20 protein-coding genes and 1 tRNA gene are annotated in these 21228 nt (G+C 37.3%); 13 read left to right on the forward strand and 8 right to left on the reverse strand.

Annotated elements, in window-relative coordinates:
• Positions 1 to 264 precede the first annotated feature (264 nt).
• From FNW07_RS03655 to FNW07_RS03665, 3 genes are all read left to right on the forward strand, one after another.
• A complete protein-coding gene (locus tag FNW07_RS03655) occupies positions 265 to 1755 on the forward strand; it encodes a hypothetical protein (protein ID WP_126745290.1) in 1491 nt (496 codons plus the stop codon).
• Between the two features lie 39 nt (positions 1756 to 1794).
• A complete protein-coding gene (locus FNW07_RS03660; protein ID WP_126745289.1) occupies positions 1795 to 2448 on the forward strand; it encodes an endonuclease in 654 nt (217 codons plus the stop codon).
• A 560-nt stretch (positions 2449 to 3008) separates the two neighbouring features.
• On the forward strand, positions 3009 to 4895 hold the full coding sequence (locus FNW07_RS03665) for a T9SS type A sorting domain-containing protein (protein WP_126745236.1): 1887 nt from the start codon (positions 3009 to 3011) through the stop codon (positions 4893 to 4895).
• A 46-nt stretch (positions 4896 to 4941) separates the two neighbouring features.
• On the opposite strand, the gene FNW07_RS03670 is transcribed toward FNW07_RS03665, so the two are convergent.
• Complete coding sequence (locus FNW07_RS03670) at positions 4942 to 5442, reverse strand: DUF456 domain-containing protein (protein ID WP_126745235.1); 501 nt, start codon at positions 5440 to 5442, stop codon at positions 4942 to 4944.
• Positions 5443 to 5519: 77 nt separating this feature from the next.
• Here FNW07_RS03670 and FNW07_RS03675 point away from each other — a divergent pair, with 77 nt between their 5' ends.
• Complete coding sequence (locus FNW07_RS03675; RefSeq protein WP_126745234.1) at positions 5520 to 6002, forward strand: hypothetical protein; 483 nt, start codon at positions 5520 to 5522, stop codon at positions 6000 to 6002.
• Between the two features lie 96 nt (positions 6003 to 6098).
• Here the strand turns inward: FNW07_RS03675 and FNW07_RS03680 are convergent, their stop codons facing one another.
• Together FNW07_RS03680 and FNW07_RS03685 are read right to left on the reverse strand one after the other, a co-directional pair.
• On the reverse strand, positions 6099 to 7232 hold the full coding sequence (locus FNW07_RS03680) for a glycosyltransferase (protein WP_126745233.1): 1134 nt from the start codon (positions 7230 to 7232) through the stop codon (positions 6099 to 6101).
• The gene (locus FNW07_RS03685) at positions 7220 to 8164 is read right to left on the reverse strand and encodes a lysylphosphatidylglycerol synthase domain-containing protein (protein WP_126745232.1); all 945 of its coding nucleotides are present in this window, start codon (positions 8162 to 8164) and stop codon (positions 7220 to 7222) included. The genes FNW07_RS03680 and FNW07_RS03685 overlap by 13 nt, the downstream gene beginning before the upstream one ends.
• A 23-nt stretch (positions 8165 to 8187) precedes the next feature.
• Between FNW07_RS03685 and ruvC the strand changes: the two genes are divergently transcribed.
• From ruvC to FNW07_RS03720, 7 genes are all read left to right on the forward strand, one after another.
• On the forward strand, positions 8188 to 8742 hold the full coding sequence (gene ruvC / locus FNW07_RS03690) for a crossover junction endodeoxyribonuclease RuvC (protein WP_126745231.1): 555 nt from the start codon (positions 8188 to 8190) through the stop codon (positions 8740 to 8742).
• Positions 8743 to 8776: 34 nt separating this feature from the next.
• Positions 8777 to 9634, forward strand: coding sequence for a hypothetical protein (locus FNW07_RS03695; RefSeq protein WP_126745230.1), 858 nt, complete (start codon positions 8777 to 8779; stop codon positions 9632 to 9634).
• A gap of 37 nt (positions 9635 to 9671) precedes the next feature.
• Positions 9672 to 10805, forward strand: a complete 1134-nt coding sequence (gene hemW / locus FNW07_RS03700; RefSeq protein ID WP_126745229.1) for a radical SAM family heme chaperone HemW — start codon at positions 9672 to 9674, stop codon at positions 10803 to 10805.
• A gap of 11 nt (positions 10806 to 10816) precedes the next feature.
• Positions 10817 to 11581 (forward strand): cyclase family protein, encoded by a 765-nt coding sequence (locus FNW07_RS03705; protein WP_126745228.1) that lies wholly within the window; start codon positions 10817 to 10819, stop codon positions 11579 to 11581.
• Complete coding sequence (locus FNW07_RS03710) at positions 11578 to 11979, forward strand: GNAT family N-acetyltransferase (protein WP_126745227.1); 402 nt, start codon at positions 11578 to 11580, stop codon at positions 11977 to 11979. The genes FNW07_RS03705 and FNW07_RS03710 overlap by 4 nt, the downstream gene beginning before the upstream one ends.
• Positions 11976 to 12347, forward strand: coding sequence for an MmcQ/YjbR family DNA-binding protein (locus FNW07_RS03715; RefSeq protein ID WP_126745226.1), 372 nt, complete (start codon positions 11976 to 11978; stop codon positions 12345 to 12347). The genes FNW07_RS03710 and FNW07_RS03715 overlap by 4 nt, the downstream gene beginning before the upstream one ends.
• A gap of 63 nt (positions 12348 to 12410) precedes the next feature.
• A complete protein-coding gene (locus tag FNW07_RS03720) occupies positions 12411 to 13139 on the forward strand; it encodes a PH domain-containing protein (RefSeq protein WP_126745225.1) in 729 nt (242 codons plus the stop codon).
• Between the two features lie 49 nt (positions 13140 to 13188).
• Here FNW07_RS03720 and FNW07_RS03725 read toward each other — a convergent pair whose 3' ends face one another.
• From FNW07_RS03725 to FNW07_RS03735, 3 genes are all read right to left on the reverse strand, one after another.
• On the reverse strand, positions 13189 to 14580 hold the full coding sequence (locus FNW07_RS03725; RefSeq protein WP_126745224.1) for a TonB-dependent siderophore receptor: 1392 nt from the start codon (positions 14578 to 14580) through the stop codon (positions 13189 to 13191).
• Positions 14581 to 14640: 60 nt separating this feature from the next.
• Positions 14641 to 15447, reverse strand: a complete 807-nt coding sequence (locus tag FNW07_RS03730; RefSeq protein WP_158626884.1) for a TonB-dependent receptor — start codon at positions 15445 to 15447, stop codon at positions 14641 to 14643.
• 179 nt (positions 15448 to 15626) lie between these two features.
• Entirely contained in the window at positions 15627 to 16730 is a 1104-nt protein-coding gene (locus tag FNW07_RS03735; protein ID WP_126745222.1) for a DUF4407 domain-containing protein, read from the reverse strand.
• 266 nt (positions 16731 to 16996) lie between these two features.
• Here FNW07_RS03735 and FNW07_RS03740 point away from each other — a divergent pair, with 266 nt between their 5' ends.
• Positions 16997 to 17812 (forward strand): hypothetical protein, encoded by an 816-nt coding sequence (locus tag FNW07_RS03740; protein WP_126745221.1) that lies wholly within the window; start codon positions 16997 to 16999, stop codon positions 17810 to 17812.
• 95 nt (positions 17813 to 17907) lie between these two features.
• On the opposite strand, the gene FNW07_RS03745 is transcribed toward FNW07_RS03740, so the two are convergent.
• Positions 17908 to 19467 (reverse strand): FAD-dependent oxidoreductase, encoded by a 1560-nt coding sequence (locus tag FNW07_RS03745; RefSeq protein ID WP_126745220.1) that lies wholly within the window; start codon positions 19465 to 19467, stop codon positions 17908 to 17910.
• Between the two features lie 161 nt (positions 19468 to 19628).
• Positions 19629 to 21017, reverse strand: a complete 1389-nt coding sequence (locus tag FNW07_RS03750; RefSeq protein ID WP_126745219.1) for a dipeptidase — start codon at positions 21015 to 21017, stop codon at positions 19629 to 19631.
• A gap of 110 nt (positions 21018 to 21127) precedes the next feature.
• Between FNW07_RS03750 and FNW07_RS03755 the strand changes: the two genes are divergently transcribed.
• Positions 21128 to 21209 (forward strand) — tRNA-Leu (locus FNW07_RS03755).
• The last annotated feature ends 19 nt before the right edge of the window (positions 21210 to 21228 follow it).

The raw sequence follows: 21228 nt of genomic DNA on the forward strand, positions 1-21228 counted from the left end.
CTTTTATTGAAAATAAGTGCTTAAAAATTTGGAATTGTCATATTTTTGATTACCTTTGTACTAAATCGGATTTCGACTTACTTCAAAAGTTCCGTGATTTCAACGAAAAATACAAAAATCTACAAAAAATACACATATCACTTCTGCTTTTTATTAGGCTAAATTCCATTTTGCAAATTATTTAAGTGACTCATTAGCGGGCAAATTCCCAAAACAAGCACTTAGTAATTGCATTTCAAATTTAACTTTCAAATAAACTACGAAATGGTAATTCCAAACAATGAAGCTCAGAATACAGCTGAGAATATTGCAAAATCAGTTTGCAATGAAAATTTAATTAATTTATCTACTTCCTCCTCTTTCCTTATCTCTCCCCTTATATATGTTACTGATGGGAGTACAGTTGATGGTTTTACTATTGACCCAGTAAACACGGGTGTTGTAGGGCAGTATGACAGTGAAATACCTGATGAAATTCAAGTCAGTTATCCGCTATTTTTCCCAAATGTAAGTACCATACTTATTCCAAAAAAAGTTCAAAGAAATCTAGGACGTATTCCAAAAAAGTATTTGGAAAACATTGACAACGATAAAACAATTGCAATTGAAAAGTGTCTTGTAATTGTTTCAAATCTTTCTTCAACGATGTTTGATGACAATAGGTGGAAAAGTTTGTCTTCAACATTAATGCATGAACAAACTAAAAAAGGTAATGACAATACATTTATTTACCCACATATTATTAAAGCTCTAAAATATAGTACAAATAATACTGAAGGGATTATCAAAGTCAAAGAAAATGAATTTGGCAATGAAACATATCAAGAAGGTGTTTCAAGTAAGGAGTATGGCTTGACAGACACTTATTATAAGACACGTTTAGTTGAGTATAATATTAAAAACAAAGAAATCCTTCATAAAAGAAATAAGTTCTTTTATAGCCTCGTAAAAAAGGCAAAAGAAAATGTCATCGCTAATAATCTAATAGATTTATACGCGAAAATTGACTTGCCAAATTACAACGATTTGGTGATGGAAGCAAAAAAACTGGTTAAGGCAAAATACAAAAGCAAGAAAGGAAAGACACTTACCTTTTTGAATAAACATTCAGAATCTTATTTCAAGGATGTTTCTTCTAGAAGTTTCGTTGAAAACAATATAAAGCAATTTGATTACCTGACCCAAAGAAGTTTTATGGTCCCAATTGTAGGAGATGAAAAATCTGGCGGCAGAGTTGTAGACAGCTTTACCCTTATGCCCAGTTGGATTAGAAAGTTAGTTAAAATTGATGGCGAACGTATAGTTGAAGTCGACTACAAAGCTTTGCATCCTAATATAGCAATATCGATTTACGGAGGTTCAAAAAAATATCTGACACATGATATAGTTGCAGAGGGAATCAATTTAGACATTAGCGACGTAAAAATTCAACACTTGTCCTATTTCAATAAAAGAGTGCAAGGCATGAAGCGTAGTGCACTTTACGACTTCTATAATGAGTCCGAACCCCTAATGAATGAGACAATCATGAGGGAGAAACAAACGAGCCTGAAAGCGCACAGAATCACATCTATGAGGATGTTTGCCAAAGAAGTTGAAATAATGACAGAGTGTATTAAACAATTGAACTCCAGAGGTATTTATGTGGGATATGTTTACGACGCTCTGTTTTGCAAAGAAAGTGATGTCGAAATAGTTGAGCAAATAATGAATAAAGTTGTATTGGAATTTAATGTTTACACAACTGCTCATTAATCTGTCAAAAATTACAACTTATTAATTTAAAATACTTACATGAATAATTATATTATATACAAAGCGCAAAACACTTTTACAGGTGAAACATATATCGGCGCAACCACAAAATCCCTTGAAGAGAGAAAAATAGATCATTTACAAAAATCCAAAAGGATTGATTGCGCAGACTTCCATGAAGCATTATACACTTATGGTTCCGAATCTTTTACTTGGGAGCAAATTGATACCGCTACCAATTTAAATGAATTGGCTGAAAAAGAGACTCAAAATATTATTTTGTTCAACAGTTTTCAGGAAGGTTACAATTTAAACAATGGAGGTGGCGGATTTAAAAAATTAGTTTATCAATATGATATTGAAACTGGAGAATTGCTCAATTGTTATGACGATTTGACTAGTGCAGGTCATGCAGTGAACGCAACTAAAAAGAGTATAGGAAACGTTTGTTTACGCATTGATAAAACTTGCAAAGGTTACCATTGGAGTTATTCCAGCGCAGATAAATTTAACTCCAACTCTGATTTGAGAAAAAAACCAGTTAAACAAATTTCTTTAGAGGGTAATCTGATAGCTTGCCATGTGTCCGCATCAGATGCATCCAAAAAATCTGGAGTTTCAAAAACATGCATAACTAGGTGTTGCAGGGAAGAAAGAGAGCAAAGTGGGGGATTTATTTGGAAATACTCCTAAAATTAAGGCGGTGTGAAAACCGTCTTTTTTATTAATTCCTAATTTAACCATAAAAACAAATCAATCCAATATACTTTTTTGATATAATTTATAACATGTAAAAAGATGACTTCTGTTATTTGAAATATTTCCACTATATTTACAATTAGACACTGATAAACCTAAACATTAAAATAAAAATAGGCATACAATTAGGAAACATTTAGAGAACAAATAACGTAAGTCATTGATAACGCACTGAATAACTCAACTAAATTTAGTCCCGTCCAGACCGCTTAAATTGGGGAAAGCCTTTCGTAAAGAAAGGCTTTTTTGCCCCCAAAAAGGTTTTTAAAATAGTTGTGTTGTTTCGGTACGCAAGTACCAGGTTTAGTAGTTAGACCAATGAAAAGCTTTCCACTTTATTGTGGATAGCTTTTTTGATTTAAGGAGGTTTGGTTTTTTAGGCAAGAACGATTTTAATTTTATATCTTGCGTCCGTTTCTTACAAATTGAGATGACCTTTTGTATTTTTTAATTTCGTCTGAGACTTATACCTTCAACCCCAAAATCCTACGTTCATGAAAAAACTATTACTTCTCATTATCTTTCTTTTTTCTAATTCGGTACTTTTTGCGCAAGCGAATACTTGTGTAGGAGCTTTTCCATTGTGTGAGGCTAACGGGAGCTCTTTTCCTAGTACGACCAATTCACCTGCGGCACAAGTTGGGCCGAACTATAGTTGTTTAGGATCACAACCGAACCCAACCTGGTTTTATATGCAGATTGATGCCTCCGGGCCATTAAATTTTCAGATAAGCCAAACGGATAATGGTGGAGTAGCTAGAGATGTTGATTTTATATTGTATGGCCCTTTTGCTGATCCGGTGGCACCGTGTTCCGGACAACTTACCATTAATAATGTTGTGGGCTGCAGTTATTCTGCCTCTGCGGTCGAAACTTTTACAATGCCGAATGGAATTACAGGTCAGTTTTATCTAATGATGGTTACAAACTTTAGCAATCAGCCAGGTACTATCTTAATTACTCAGACAAATGTAGGGGCTCCGGGAGCTGGAACTATTAACTGTGGCGGTGTTGATGGCTTATCCACCCTTAACGCGTTTCTGGATAGTAATAATAATGGAACAAAAGAATTTGGAGAAGTTAATTTTCCTTTAGGACAATTCCATTACGAAATGAATAATGATAGTGTTGTGCACAATGTTATTTCGCCAACCGGTTTTTTTAATATCTATGATACTACATCTAATACATATGATTTGAGTTATTCTGTTGATCCTAATTATGCAGGATTTTATACTTCAAGCGCAACTTATATTGATGTTAATATTGCTACAGGAAGTCAAACGTACAATTTTCCCGTTACGGCTACACAACCTTATAATGATTTAAGCTTGGCTATTGCACCTATTGGACAACCAAGACCTGGTTTTACATATCAAAATAAGATTGTATATGCAAATAATGGCAATCAGGTTGCTTCCGGAACGTTGACCTTCAACAAGGATGCGTTAGTTGCCATTACAGCAAATACACAAACTGGTACTGTTTCGAACGCGAATGGCTTCACTTATAATTTTACCAATTTGCTTCCTTTTGAAGTACGAACAATGACGGTAACCATGCAGGTTCCAACCATTCCAACGGTAACACTGGGTAATTATTTGGTAAATAATGCGTCTATTGCACCTTTAGCCGGAGAGGTTGTTTCCGGAAATAATACTTCAAATGCTACACAGATGATTGTCGGCTCCTATGATCCAAATGATAAAATGGAATCACACGGGGAACAAATTTTACATTCCGGCTTCACGTCAAATGATTATTTGTATTACACCATCCGTTTTGAAAATACTGGAACTGCGAATGCTGTAAATTTGCGTGTTAATGATGTTTTAGATTCCAAATTGGACGAAACTTCCATAAAAATGATTAACGGAAGTCATGCGTATATGTTGGACAGAGTAGCGAATGATTTAACGTGGACATTTAACAATATCCAATTACCACCGGTATCTCAAAATCCTGCAGGTGGAAAAGGTTATGTAATGTTCAAAATAAAACCAAAACCAGGATATGCAGTAGGTGATGTTATTCCAAATACAGCTTCGATCTATTTTGACTTTAACCCGGCGATTGTCACCAATACGTTCCAAACCCGATTCGTAACCGTGTTGGGGGTAGATGAATTTGAAAATGGAAACTTTGTATTCTTTCCAAATCCGGTAAATGATATCGTCACCATTTCTCTAAAGAATAATTCGGATGCTATTGCAAATGTGATCGTGTATGATCTTATGGGGAAAGTGATTATGAGTAAAAAGACGCCTGATGCTATGGCTATAGAAACTATAGACTTGTCAGCTGCTACAAACGGAATTTATTTCCTTGAAGTATCCACTACGAATAGTCTTAAAGTGGTGAAAAAATTGATGGTGAATTAATAATTCAATTTTTAATAAATAAAAAGCCGTCGGAAGATGGCTTTTTTTATGAAAATAAAATAGTCCTGTTTTCCCAGGCAATATAAAAAAACAGCACTAAATAAGAAACACAAACCATGGTTTTGATGAAGGTCGACGCCAAAAATCCAATAAAGGAACCGACGGCCGCTTTGAAAGCCTGTTTTTTATCTTGCGAGTTGTAAATCAGCTCACCAATAAAAGCCCCAACAAATGGTCCAAGGATAAAACCAATCGGCGGAAAAAATAAACCCAACACCAACCCGATATTCGTTCCCCAAACCCCATATTTGGTGCCTCCAAAATGTTTGGTGCCTTTTGCCGGAATCGTATAATCCAGAATCGTAACGATAATAGTGATCAGCAGCGTAATGCCCAACACCCAATAGTTCGCTGTAACAGTATTTGTGTAATACAATAACAGTAATCCAATCCAGCTGATCGACGGGCCAGGTAAAATCGGCAAAAAACTGCCGACGATTCCAATAAGCATACAGGCGAATCCAATAAGTAACAAGGCTAAATCCATAAATTAATTTTTAGTATTTTTGAAAAATTAAAATGTAATTTTATATCCATCGAAACGCATGGGTTTCTGTAACGAATATGAGAAAAATAATTCTAATAACACCGCTGCTGGCTTTACTTTTTACCTCCTGTCAGTACTTTGATAAGCGCGTTCCGTCAAAGGATGAATTATTGGAGAAAGAATTAAAATCCATCAATTGGAACGAAGTGGATGAATTTCCGTCCATCGCCGAATGTGAAAAGATTAAGGATGAGGCGATGCGAAAGCAATGTTTCTTTGAGTTTCTGACCCAAACCATTCAGCAAAAATTAAGTATCGATACCCTTGCAATTTTGTATCCGGAACTGGACACTATTGATGTCAAAGTGACGATTTATCCAGACGCGACCATGCAATTTGAGCCTCAATTCCCTAAAGATTCCGTCGCATATGATACCATTAAAATTGACAGTATTCTTCATGCCCGTTTAGTCGATTTCCCGAAAGTCAACCCTGCTATCAAAAGAGGAATTCCGGTGAAAACCCAATTCGTTTTGCCGGTTATCTTAAAAGTAGAATAATTTTCAGGAGCTATTTCCCGCTCTCCGTTGCAATCTTTTTATCTCGTTAAAAAACGAGTAAAAAGGATTTCCACTTTTATCGGGGCTAAGATTTATCTAAAGTTTAAACTTCCGGCCTTTCCATTCATACTTTCCAAACATCGTATATAATGCCACAGAAGTACTGAAAAAAGGGTACAATAAACTGCTGATTACCGGAAACAGGAATTTCCCTTTATTCAAAAACCGATTGGTTTGTATCAATAAAACCATATCGATCGTAAATTTTACTATGAATAAAATCGCAAGATGTTCCCAAGGCAACAGGTGAAATAAACAAAATACCAACGTAACCAACAGACTCAAATTCCCAAAGAATACGGCCATCGCCAAAATCTCCCCATATTCACTTTGATACGAAGTCGTTTTAGACGCCCAACGTACCCTTTGATGAAACAGCGATTTCCAATTGTTCAATGGTTCCGTACGCACAATAGCCGAATCCGATTTCAGATAATGAACCTTATCCGGGAATTGTGCCGCAGCTTTCTGAAGTAAAAATACATCATCACCACTGGCGATTGCCGAATTTCCTTTGAAGCCATCCAATTCCTGGAACAATTTTTTAGTGTAAGCGAAGTTCGCCCCGTTGCAGATAAAACTCTTCTGAAGTCCAAAACTTCCGATGGTAACACCCTGAAGGCTCATTAAATCCATCTGCTGGAAACGGTGTAAAAAGGAGCGTTTACCGTTATAAGTCACCGGGCCTGCAATCATCGAAACGTCATGATTCTGTATATAACTATCCAAAGTCAGCAGCCAATTCGAATCCACGGTACAATCGGCATCAGTCGTTATAATCCATTGATTTTTAATAATCGGGATTGCCCGCGAAATGGCGTCTTTTTTTGGGGAATTTGAAATGCGTACATTCTCTAAAACCGTCGTATGGAAAAGTCCATGCTCCATGCGCCATTTGGTAATCACTTTAGCAGATTGATCTTCAGAATCATCATCTATAAAGATAAATTCAAAGAGGTTTTTGGGATAATCCAAATGGGAAAAACTCTGTAAGAGTTGAGGTAAATAATGCTCTTCATTACGAAAAGGAATAATAATGGAGAAAGTGGTTTTGGGATGCACTTCAGACTTTTTAAATGTTTTTACCTTTGGGAAACCATAAATCAATCCGATTATAAAAAGGATATATATCAGGACATTCAGATAGAGCAGTATTGTTATTGCTTCCATTTCGATTTAAAATTAAGTACAAAATAACTTCCTATAACGACGGGTAAAACCACGTTCAAAAACCACATCAAGGTACTGATAAAAACCACAATCCATTCGTTGACCCCCAATAATCCAAAGAAATACACCGCGACGCTTCCCTTTACGGCAAAATCCAAAAACTGGAAAGTCGGCAAGGACGAAGCTAAAAAATAGACGGCAAAAATAGTAGCCATCAATATCAGATACGGCAATTCCACATCAAAAGCCCGAAATAAAAAGTAATATTGATGCGAAAAAACCAAATAACGTCCAATCGCCAATACAATGTTTTTCTGATGAATCGGCTTCGGGATGGCGTTAATCCTGTGAATGATTTTCTCAATCGAATAGCCTTTTATGGTCATTTTTTTGGCTAAAAATAAAACACCCAGTCCCACAAGTAAACCTCCAAAAAGAATCACAACCGTTCGGGTGGTAATTACATTAAAATTGGCATTGAAATACAAAAGCCCGAAAATCCCCAACACAATAGTCAGCAGCATTTGGATTCCATTGCAGATCAGGTTCAGGAAGATGATTTTCTTGGTTTCCGATTTCTCAAAAAACAATGCTTTTCCGGCATATTCGCCTAAACCATTCGGTGTGAAAAGAGCCGCAGTAAGTGCACCCAATACTTGTTTGGTAGCATCACCCACGGATATTTTCTGAATAACGCCTACCAGATTCTGCCATTTCAATATTTCCAGATAACGGTTGAGGACACTCAGAAACAGGATAAACAAAATCCCTAATACCGACTGGTTTTTTTTGAATTTTTCAGCAAAAAGCGCCCAGTCCAATTTATCATTATGGGCTAATTGATTGTATATAAAATAAAATGCTCCGCCAACCACCAAAAGTTTGGCGACAAGAATAAGGAATTGTTTAGCTTTGTCGGATATTGAAATCATTGTTGCAAAATAACAAATTAAAATTGGCAAACGAACGCATCATATTAGGAATCGACCCCGGAACGACGATTATGGGTTTTGGATTGATAAAGGTCATCAATAAAAAAATGGAATTCCTGCAGCTCAACGAATTGCAGTTATCCAAATATGACAACCATTATCAAAAACTAAAAATCATTTTCGAGCGCACCATTGAATTGATCGACACGCACAATCCGGATGAAATCGCGATTGAAGCGCCTTTCTTTGGCAAAAACGTACAATCAATGCTAAAGTTAGGACGTGCACAAGGTGTCGCGATGGCGGCAGGATTGTCGAGAGATATCCCGATTACTGAGTACGAACCCAAGAAGATAAAAATGGCCATTACCGGAAACGGAAACGCCAGCAAAGAGCAGGTTGCCAAAATGCTGCAACAATTGTTAGGATTAAAGGAACTACCAAAAAATCTCGACAGTACCGATGGATTGGCGGCAGCCGTTTGTCATTTTTTCAACTCCGGAAAAGTGGTTGGCGAAAAGAGTTATTCCGGATGGGATGCCTTTGTGAAACAGAATGAGGAAAGAGTAAAGAAATGATTACTTTTGCCGAAACACCTACATCAATAATTTTATGAAATTCTTTAAATTTTTAAGTGCATTATTAATAATAGCTACATTGTTTTCGTGTTCTTCTGATGGTGCAGATTCTGGAGCAGGTGCAGATTTTTTTAATCTGACCTATAACGGTCAAACAAAAAACGTTACTAATTGGCAAGGTATAAAACATGGAGATTTTATTGATGTATATGGAACTACAGATGGAACTACAGGATTAGGGATTGATTTTAAATTCAATATTTACGGGAATCTATACAAAGCATATACTTTTCCAACCATAGAATCGAGTCCTTTCTCTGTAAAAGTGGTGTCTGACCATTTCAGTGCCAATACTTTTACTTTTCAACTAATTGAACTAAATGCCACAGACAAAACAATAAGAGTAAATTATGAAGGAAAAGTTTATGATGATAAATTTAATCATACGTCCAATTTCGCGGTCGTTAAGGGTTCATTTAAAGTCACATATGTTGAAGCGCAGTCAGTAATGAATGATTTGGGAACCTACGCAGAACTAAACGGACAAGCTTGGCATGGATTGGCATTTACGACCTATAATACAAGTAACTCCACGGTTCTAAATGTAAAAAATGATAGCGAGTACGAAATAGGCATTTCATATCCTTCCAATGCACCAGTTACGGGTACTTTTGCTTTTACAAGTAATGCTGATGATAATAGAATTAAATTTTCAAAATATGAAGTTGCAACACATTCTCTTATCGAATATAACGTTAATGGGACGATAACGTATACTAGAGCAAACAATAATAATGTTGAGGGAATTTTTAACTTAATAGCGACCCATCCCACAAACGGCTCTACCATTACAATAACAAACGGAACTTTTAGTGAAAGCTCAACCATCTAATTAATTAAAAAAACGGGCTGGCTATCAGCCCTTTTTTATGGCAGGAATCTACATCCATATCCCATTTTGCAAGCAGGCATGTCATTACTGCGACTTTCATTTCTCGACTTCGATGAAAAAGAAAGACGAGATGGTTCTGGCCTTGGCCAAAGAATTGCAGCTCCGTAAAAGTGAGTTTGAAAATGAGACAGTAGAGACTATTTATTTCGGTGGAGGAACGCCGTCAGTTTTAACTTCAGACGAAATCAATTTTCTGATAGAGGAGGTTTATCAAAATTTTTCTGTTTCTGATAATCCTGAAATTACGCTTGAGGCCAATCCCGATGATTTGTCATTTGAGAAAATACAGGAACTCTCCAAATCTAAAATTAACCGTCTCAGCATCGGGATCCAATCTTTTTTCGAAGATGATCTGAAAATGATGAACCGCGCTCATAATGCCGAAGAAGCCAAACAATGTCTTACCCAAGCGACCAAACATTTTGATAATATTTCTATTGATTTGATATATGGGATGCCGGGTATGAGCAACGAAAAATGGAAACAAAATATCCAAACGGCATTGTCTTTCGGGATTCCCCATATTTCAAGTTATGCATTAACGGTGGAGCCCAAAACAGCCTTAGCCCAATTTATCCAAAAAGGAATCATCCCGGCTCCCAAAGATGAAGTCGCTCACGAACATTTCATGATTTTGGTCGAAACCCTGGAAGCAAACGGTTTTATACATTACGAGTTATCCAATTTCGGAAAGGAGAATTATTTTTCGAGAAACAATTCGGCCTACTGGTTAGGAAAAAAATATTTGGGTATCGGACCTTCAGCGCACAGTTACGACGGGATTTCCCGAAGTTGGAATATTTCCAATAATGGTTTGTACCTGAAATCGATTCAGGAAAATCAACTGCCAAAAGAATCCGAAATTTTATCGAAAACAGACCGTTACAATGAATATGTAATGACGGGCTTGCGAACCATTTGGGGTGTTTCGTTGGAAAGGATCCGAAATGAATTTGGCGAGGAATATCTGGATTGTATGATGCAAAATGCCAAACAATACCTCGAGAGCGAAAAACTGATGGTCGAAAATGATGTTTTGCAAACGACAAAAAAAGGAAAATTTTTCAGTGATGGAATCGCCAGTGACCTATTTTGGTTAAATTTGGAGTAAAATTCCAAATCTTGAAAGCAACGATTCAACACAACAATCAAACTCTAGAAGTCGATTTCTCAAAACCCATCGACATTTCGATTTCGTTGACCAATACCGATGCCAATCCTATAGCGTGGTATATCGAAAAACCGATGATTGAACCCGTTCGGTTTGGCGATTGGATCGGAAAGGTTTCGGAAGGAAGTTCTTCGACCAATTTCAATAATATCTTTTTCAATCCTCACGGACATGGAACCCATACGGAATGCCTGGGCCATATTACCCGCCAATTTTACAGCATCAATCAATCCCTGAAACAGTTTTTCTTTTTGGCAGAATTGGTTTCGGTAACCCCGGAAGTGCAAGGCGACGATTTGGTAATTACCAAAATGCAGATTGAAAAAGCGTTAAACGGAAAAAAACCGGAAGCTATTGTGATCCGGACGCGGCCAAACGGGAATGATAAACTATCCAAAAAATATTCGAACACCAATCCGCCTTATCTCGAAGAAGGGGCCGCCACTTTCATTCGTGAAATCGGAATTTACCATTTACTGATAGATTTGCCCAGCGTTGACAAAGAACATGACGAAGGGAGGTTATTGGCTCATAAAGCATTTTGGAACGTGACAGATGTCAATGATTTGAATGATGATGCACGGCATGATGCAACGATTACCGAATTGGTTTTTGTGGCCAATGAAATAAAAGATGGCAGTTATCTGCTGAATCTGCAAATGGCTTCTTTTGAAAACGATGCCAGTCCAAGCAAACCGATTTTATATCAAATATGATAATTGTTTCTACCGATAAAAATAAACTGGATATCCCTTTTATCCAAAACTTCCTGAAAGATGTCTACTGGGCCGCCGGACGGACAATTGACGAAGTACAGACCACAATTGATAACTCCTTTTGTTTCGGAATCTATCTGGATGATAAACAAATTGGTTTTTCCAGGGTAATTACGGATTACGTGGTTTTCGCTTATCTGATGGATGTTTTTATTGCCGAGGAACATCGCGGAAACGGCTATTCGTCCATTTTAATTGAGGCGATGATGACCGAACCAGAACTGCAAGAAGTTAAAATCTGGCGGTTGGCTACTTCGGATGCCCACTTTCTGTATCGGAAATTTGGCTTCAATCCATTGGCACACCCTGAAAAATTAATGGAAAAAATCTGTATATGAACATAGAGACTTATTTCGAATACTGCCTTTCCAAAAAAGGAGTTACCGAACATTTCCCATTTGATGAAGATACTTTGGTGTTTAAAGTGGGCGGTAAAATGTTTGCCCTGTCTTCACTAAGAGGATGGGAAAACGGGAATCCGTCGACGAATTTAAAATGTGATCCGGATCGGGCCGAAGAATTGCGGGCACAATATGATGATATCAAACCGGGTTACCACATGAGTAAAATCCATTGGAACACCGTTGATGTAAACCGTGACGTACCGGATTCATTTGTGAGGGAACTGATTGATCATTCGTATGATTTGGTTTTCAAAAGTTTAACTAAAAAAATACAAAACGAAATTATCGAATTATCGAATTAGGCATTACTTTTGCGGTGCCATTGCAAATAAATAACAAACAGCCCTGAATTAATTCAGCATAAGATGAAAGAACAAATCAAAAGTTTTTTAAACGAAGAACAAGATCCAAAAGCGATAGAAAAAATCACTTCAAAATTGAATGATTTATTGATGAAAAACGAAGAAGTCGGATATATTGGCGTTCAGAAAAAGCCAGCCATTACCGTTTTTCCGGATAGCATTGTCCTGACCAATAAACGTATTATCATTTGCAAGCCAAAAAATTTGGGACTTTCCATGGATTTTATCGATTACACCTGGGATGAAATCGTAGGGACTTTCGTAAAGGAAAATATATTGGGATCCGAATTTTCGTTTTCAACCAAAACAGACATTCAGGTTTCCATCGATTATATTCCTAAAACCCAGGCAAGAAAGATTTTTACTTATGCCAAAGAACAAATCGACATCCTGAAAAATGGAATAGTATTGGAACCAATTTCTCAAACTGCATCGGTTTTACAAACTGCGGAAGTTATTGAAGAAGCAATCGTTGATGAAAGTGAGTATCCTTTTGAGGAAATCGAAACAGAAGAAGTAACTTCTTTCGCAGAAATCATGTCGTCCACTCCGGCAGTACAGGAACCATATGCGGAACCAATTGCTCAGACTAGTTTAGAGAAAAAGATCAGCGATATGTCAAGCGAAGAGTTGTTTTCGAAACTTCAGAATTATAAAAAATTATTGGACAACGGATTGATTCTTCAGGGCGAATATGACAAACTGAAAGCAGAAGTTTTACAGTATATGTAAAATCTAAAATCATAATAAAAAAGGGCTGTCAATCGACGGCCCTTTTTTATTATTTCGTTAAATCGATTGGAATTTTCACGCCGAATTGAACATTAATTCCCGGCTCAATAATTTCAAACGATCGGAATCTTGATATGTGGTCCAAATAGGTTTTGTCCATGACGTTATTAGCTGCCAGGGTAAATTCCCATTTTCTATACGTTCCGCCGAGGCCAATATTTAATAACGTGTAACCCGGCGTTTCCATTTCGTTTTCCGATACTTTATCCTGCGTAAAAGCGGTCAGGGTTCCGATACTGAAAAATGTATTTTTGAAACTATTGATTTTGTCAAAGTTAAAATATAATGTGTTGAATAATTTGGTGGCCGGCATAGTAGGCAAATAAGAGTCGTTGTCTCTTCTTTTTGCGGTAAGAGTGGAGATTTTTGATTCAAAATGCGTCCATTTCATTGTCGCCGGATGAATGTCTATTCCTGCTTCTCCTCCATAAATTCTGGCATCGGCTTGATAGAATTTATATTCAGGGACTATTTCAAGAGGATCAATATTGCTTTGGACCATATTACCGGTAGACTTAATGTAGATGTAATCGTCAATCATGTTGTTATAAACCGAGCCTTCTATCGAGATGTTTTTGGAAGTAAATAGCAGATATAAATCGATTTCATTGTTGGTTTCTTTCCTAAAATTTTCATCGCCTATTTCAAATCGCTGGTTTTCAAGTTTAACACCATACGAAAAAAGTTCGTTCAAATTAGGTGTTCTGTACCCGGAAGCAAAACTGGCTCTTGCCGTTAAATTTTTAGCCAATAAATAAGAGGTACCTACTGAATAACTGATGTTGTTATATTTCTTCGTCCTGTTATCTGCTTCATTCATCGGTTTGGATTCCAGAATACGGGAATCGTATCTTGCCCCAAAACTCAAGGAAAGTTTTTCCAAATCTAATTTGGTCAATGCCAAAAAACCGATATCATTGATGGTCGCATCCGGAATTATTTGCGCAGCAGCATTTTTTAAATTTTTATTATTTTGATGCATCCCTTGCGTACCGATTATCGTAGAAAATTTATTCCAATTTGGTAAATGCCATTTTACATCATAGGTTAACGATTGCAAACTCATGTCTAAGTACCTGTACCCTTTTTTAACGCCGCTTAATTCCTCGTTTTCAATTCTATGATTATTCTGATATCCAAAAGTGGTTTCGATTTTTGATTTTCCTAAAAGAAACGTGGACATGGAGTTTAAACGATTATCGGTAACCTCATGAAAAGGAGCTTCAATTTCGAAAGGGAATTTTTCTGCTTCCAGGCTATCGATATTGGTTATTTGTCCGTTTTCATCCTTAACGATATCTTTTCCGTCTAAAATGCCGTAGTACGCTTTATTAAACAAATACGATAAGGTTGTAGATCCCCATTTCCCGTTTTTCCCCACATATCCTTTTGCGCCATATTCCAGTAATCGTGTATTGGGAACCCTGAAATCATATCCATTCTAGAAATAATCAGAAAGTAATCTGCCCAATGCATTCACGCCCCAATTATATTTTTCCTTTGCGCCCTGTAAATTCGCTTCGGTACTGGCGCCGAGGTTATTTGAAAACAATCTGCTTGAAACATATCCTTTTTTAGTATTTACCTCTGCCGGCTGTTCTTTAACGATATGGATTATTCCACCCATGGCTTCCGGTCCGTACAACAAACTTACAGGGCCTTTTATGATTTCAATACGATCCAGTCCGAGTTCATTAACACCTATTCCATGCTCATCATCCCATTGTTGGGTTTCAAATCGCATTCCGTCCACAACCGTTAGAACCCTGTTTCCTGACAGACCCCGAATGACAGGTCTGGAAACCATAGGCCCGGTAGATATGGCATCAACACCAGGTACTTTTTCTATCGCATCCATGATCGTAACAGCCCCCATCTTTTGAAGATTGCCCTTTTTAACGACGTCAATTTTATAAGTATTTTTATCTTGTTTGTCGTAGAAAGCATTTGAAATAACCACTTCATCCAATTTAAAAGACTGAGTATTTAACCTAAAATCGAGAATTAGGTTTTCCTTGTCACTTGCAATTGTAACGGTTTCGATTTTTGTCGTATAATCTAATTGGCTGATTTTTATCCGGTACACACCTCTCCCTAAATTGGTAAAATTATACTCTCCGTTTTCATTGGTGAACGTATTCTTATTGATTTCCAGTAGAAAAACATTAACTCCTGCGATAGGTTTATCGGTGTTTACATCGAAGATTTTACCTTTTAAAGTTTGTGAATTAATTATTTGGGATGCCAAACAGGAAGCTATTAAAAAATATATACGCATAGGTTCAGTTCATTAATTGAATTAAAAGACGGGCAAAAATATAGTTTTTTTAAAAAAACTACTCATTTATATTCAAGATTTGATTTAAAAACAAAAAAGCCAAAGGAATTATCCCTTGACTTTTTTCTATTATGACTTGAATGAAATGCTTAGGTTAAAGTTTGTTTCTGTTTTTGTACAAAACTATTGGCCTGCAGTTCCAGTAACTCAGTGGCTTTTTGGCGTTGCATTTTGTATAATTCCTTATCCTGTGCAATATCTTCATATACTTTGTCGTGCATCGTGGCGCTTGTTTTTACCAATAAAGTACGCTGGTATTTATGCTGGGCCAACGTCGCATGTAAGGCTGTTTCCAAATCTTCCAATTTCAGGTCGTATTCCCCTTTGGGTGATAACAATTTGGCAATGATCGGTGAAGTTTCAACTGCAAGGAACAATAGCATAATGAATAAAGATGGCAATAAAGGCAATTTACCTAATGCATTGATCCGGGCCATCAGTCCATCGAAGCCATCGATAATAGGTTGGGTATCGGTAACTTTTTTGTCTAAATCGGCCTGCAGCATTTTTGCTTTTTTCTCTTTTTCCAGAAGGGTTTGGGAACTATTGCTTTTTAAGGAATCCAGTTGGGTCATGGCCAAATCGTGCGCTTCCCTTTTTTCCTTATAAATAGGGCCTTTACCTATTTTTTTGGTACCGGCAGAACCTTCTGCCTCCGTTATATAAGAACTGTATAAAGCAGATACTTCTTTTTCTTTTCGGGTAACTGCGGATTTCAGGCTATCGATTTCGGATTTGTTTTTATCGAGGTCCGATTTAAAATAATTGGCAACTTCTTTTTTATTATTCAGTGCCATGGCGTTTTTTTCTTTCAATAAAACGGTATTGATTTCTTTTTCGAAAATTTTTATTTCCAGCGGTTTCGAAATGACAATAGCAATGATCACCGCTAAAATAATCCTTGGGGTAGCCTGTAAAAATTCACTGCTAAACCGGTCCCTTTTCCGAATGGTCGAAACGATAAAACGGTCCAGATTAAAAATAAGTAAACCCCAGACAATCCCAAAAAGTAATGCGGGAATAACATCGTCAAAAACAGTGAAGAGGGCATAGGCGCTGGCGATAAAAGCCATGACTGCGGTGAAGAAAACGGTTGCCCCTATACCGACGTATTTGGTTTGCTCCCCTTCGGAGCAGCCTTCGAGAAGGTTTTTGTCAGCCCCTGAACAGAGGATAAAGAATTTTTTAAGCATGATTGATGATTTTGATGATGATTGATTGTGCAAATTTAACGCCAAAATTCTATATATGTTGTTAAAACGCTGATATGTTTTGGTTTACGAAAGAAAAACATCCGACGGATATGGAAAATTCTTTTTTAACAAGAAAAAAATTATTTAAAGTTACCTGTAAATCAATATAATGAAGATTATTTTGTAAATTTGAGTTCCCCTTTATCACTTCGCCCCAATTTAAAAAAGTATTTATACAATCTCTAATACTTATAAATTTCGAAGTTATGAAAACAATTAAACACACGTTTTTAGCGGCACTTATGGGAGTGTTTCTAATGAGTAATTCCACTATTGCTCAGGAAGAAAAAGAGTATTTTATTACCGTTACTACACTACATTGGAACATGGATCAGGAAGATTTTTCACTGGATGCATGGAAAGCACTTGAAAAGGAATATCTGGAAAAAGTAGTTAAGAAAAATGAGTTCATCATAGGACAGGAATTCCTGATGCATTATTTTACGGCCGACAACACGGAACTTCTTCTGGTGAGTACCTTTGAGTCTTGGGACGCCATTGAAAAAGCATCTGTCAGAACTGACGAGTTGGAAAAATTGGCATGGCCGGATGAAAAAGCCAGAACCGCTTATTTTGATAAAAAAGGGACCTATTATGGTCATAATCATTCCGATGAAATATACAGTTCTTATGCTGGTGCAAAAATGCCAAAAGGGAAAATGGATAAGGAAATGCTGTTCTATGTCAGAAAAAGTCATTTGGCCTATCCAAAAGGAGGCAACGAAAAGGAATTTAAGGAATTGCACAATCAATATCTGACTGCAGTGACCTATAAAAATGATTTTGTAAAGGCTTATTATCCAAATGTTCATGCCTGGGGTGCTAATAAAACGGAGTTTACAGAGGTTTTTGTGCTTGATTCATTATCGGATATTGAAAAATATTTTGACAAAAATGAGGAACTGGCCAAAGCATGGAAGGATGAAGGCAAACGAAAAGAGTTTGGCAAGAAAATTGGGAGATATTTCACAGGGGAACATGGGGATTATCTTTATAAATTAGTTCCTGAACTGACTAAATAAGTTTTTGGTTAAAAAAACGCCAACTGAGAAGTTGACGTTTTTTTTTATTTTTAGTGACAACACTGAAAACGAAATGAATTTAAAAGGATTGGGTCCTACAGATGAGCTGCCATTTTTTTATTTAAAATGAGTTCTAATGCCCAATCTGAGGCGTTTATAGCGCCTTCAATAAAGCCAGTATAATCGGAATACGCCTCTCCGATAATGTGTACATTTTTGGGTCCGCCGTTCAGCGAGAAAGCTTTGAATTTTTCTTGTACTTCCCAAGATTTGATTCCCGGTCGCCAGCAATGATTTCCCGCGCCATACGGAGTACATGACCAGTCCCGGATGCCATAAGACACAATGGAGGCCAGGATGTCTTCCTTGATTTCGCTTAAGGTCATATCCGAATAAAATAACAATGCCTCTTTAGTCAGTTTCAATCCTTTTTTTGACATGGCTTCATTTCCTTGTAAGGACCGATACACTTCTTGAGACATAAAATTGGCAAACTGCGATTTGATTTCATCATTATTGTTGATTTCTGCCCTGTCATGTTTTTCTTTATCTGCAATATAATAATTCCAAAACTCGGTCGCCGGACGATCGGTATATAAAAGAATCATACCGTATCCATCAGTATCCTTTAATTTGGAACGTCTGAAATAATGAATTTCTCTGGTTGGCATTCGGTTGGCTCTGGATTGTGGTGTTTGGTCATAATCCCACCAAGGCTTGTCCAGAACAAAGAATACTTTAGTCATAGAGAATCCATTTACCGCGTCTAAGGACTTGGCTATATCTTCAGGAAGGGAAGTGATCAGTTTTTTTAGCGGATGTTGTGGCATAGCCAACATCAAGTGATCTGCTGTCGCATTTATAGTTTGATTGTCTTTTAAATACTTGATTGACAATTTATCACGGTTATATTCGAAAGATATTAATTTGGCATTATTAATCAGGATAACATTGGGTCTGTCATTCAGTTTTTTCAACATTTGAATGGTAATTTCTTCTGTCCCTTTTTTGATTGTAGCCAATATTTGTCCTTCGGTTTTGAACGCTCTTAACCACCAAATGGCCCATTCGATTGCATTGAGATTGTCAGGAATCATGTGATAGAAAGTACCCGTATCCCGAATTTTCATTAAAGCTTGATGACTCAAAATACCGTCTTCGCTCAGAGCATTCCAAAAACCCGTATTCCACATCGGTTTTCCGTTTAAGGTTGCTTCTTTTCGCATGATACGAAAATCGTCTTCCGTTAGGCTATCAATCCAATTTTGGCATCCATAATCTATTGGGTTCGTGGGGTTTTTACCCATCATGAGTAAAACACCTCTGCGCAATAGATCCAATGAGTCGAGGTTTTGTTCCTGCAAAGGCAGATCGTATTGCGGATATTGCGAAGGATTGGCTCTTGGTCCTGTAAAAGGAACCAATTCTATTTTTAGCTCTTCTATGAGTTTGCCAAATTTAGGCTGAAGTTGGGTTTCGAATCGCATGGGCCCCCATTCGGTTATAAAGCCTTCCATAATAGTAGTTTCCATACGGCCGCCCCAACGGTCTGGTGACGCTTCAATTAAAGTCACCTGATGTCCATTTTCGCTTAGTTTTAGCGCACTATATAACCCTGAAAAACCACCACCTGCAATTAAAATATTTTTCTTCATTTTATTTAATTCATTCGACGCGCAAACATACGAAAAGCAAAAAAAATCCGCTCTTGATTAAGCGGATTTTTAAGTATAATATGATTTTTGTAGTTTTTTTATCTATGAGATGTGTGATATATCAAAAAAATATTGATTTTAGGGCTGTTTTAACAAAAAAATTATTTACTCAACTCCACAAAGTATTTGTAAAACAACGGAATCGTTTCAATTCCCTTTAAATAATTGAAGATTCCGAAATGCTCATTAGGGGAGTGGATGGCATCACTGTCCAGACCAAATCCCATTAAAATGGTTTTGCTTTTCAGTTCTTTTTCAAACAAGGCTACAATCGGAATACTTCCTCCGGAACGAACGGGAATGGCCGGCACTCCAAATGTTTCAGTATAGGCTTTGTTGGCTGCCTTATAGCCGATGCTGTCAGTAGGTGTAACATAGCCCTGGCCTCCATGGTGTGGTTTTACTTTTACCGTAACCCCAGCCGGTGCAATGCTCATGAAATGCTTGGTGAACAATTCGGTGATTTCTTCCCAATCCTGGTTCGGAACCAAACGCATGGAGATTTTTGCAAAAGCTTTACTGGCAATAACCGTTTTGGCTCCTTCACCTGTATAGCCACCCCAGATACCGTTTACATCTAATGTAGGACGGATAGAATTTCTCTCGTTGGTCACATATCCTTTTTCGCCATAGATGTCATTCAGATCCAGTGCTTTTTTATAATTGTCGAGATTGAAAGGCGCCTTTGCCATTTCTGCTCTTTCGTCCGTAGATAATTCTTCTACTTTGTCGTAAAATCCCGGGATGGTGATGTGATTATTTTCATCATGCAAAGAGGCAATCATTTTCGCCAGAACATTAATCGGATTGGCGACAGCACCACCATATAATCCGGAGTGCAGATCTCGGTTAGGGCCGGTCACTTCCACTTCCACATAACTCAAACCACGCAAGCCTGTCGTAATCGAAGGTTGTTGGTTAGAAATCATTCCGGTATCGGAAATTAATATCACATCATTTTTCAATTTTTCCTGATTGCGTTCCACAAACCAGCTCAGACTTTTGGAGCCGACTTCTTCTTCGCCTTCAATCATGAATTTTACGTTACACGGCAATGTTTTGGATTGCACCATGTACTCCAATGCTTTTACATGCATGTACATTTGCCCTTTATCATCACAGGAACCGCGTGCGAATATGGCGCCTTCCGGGTGAATGTCTGTTTTTTTGATTACTGGTTCAAATGGCGGGGATGTCCATAAGTCCAATGGATCCGGCGGCTGCACATCATAATGGCCATATACCAAAACAGTAGGCAGGTTCTTATCGATAATTTTCTCACCATAAACAATAGGATATCCGGGCGTGTCGCAGATTTCTACGAAATCGCAGCCCGCTTCTTCCAATCTTGCTTTTACGGCAGTGGCAGTATCAATAACATCTTTGGAATAGGCAGTGTCGGCACTTACGGAAGGTATTTTTAATAATTCGATTAACTCGCTGATGAAACGGTCTTTATGTTCCTGAACATAGGATTTTATGTTGTCCATATTTTGGTTTTGGGTTTATGAGCTCAAAAATACAAAAAAGAGTGGAAATATTTTTTTAGAAAATTGCTTTGAATGTTCGAAGTTATGTTTATATTTGCACTCACAATTTCGCGGATATGGTGAAATTGGTAGACATGCCAGACTTAGGATCTGGTGCCGCAAGGCGTGTAGGTTCGAGTCCTATTATCCGCACCGAAAAAGCTTCTCATTT

Source organism: Flavobacterium sp. GT3R68, assembly GCF_007109225.1.
Lineage (GTDB): Bacteria > Bacteroidota > Bacteroidia > Flavobacteriales > Flavobacteriaceae > Flavobacterium.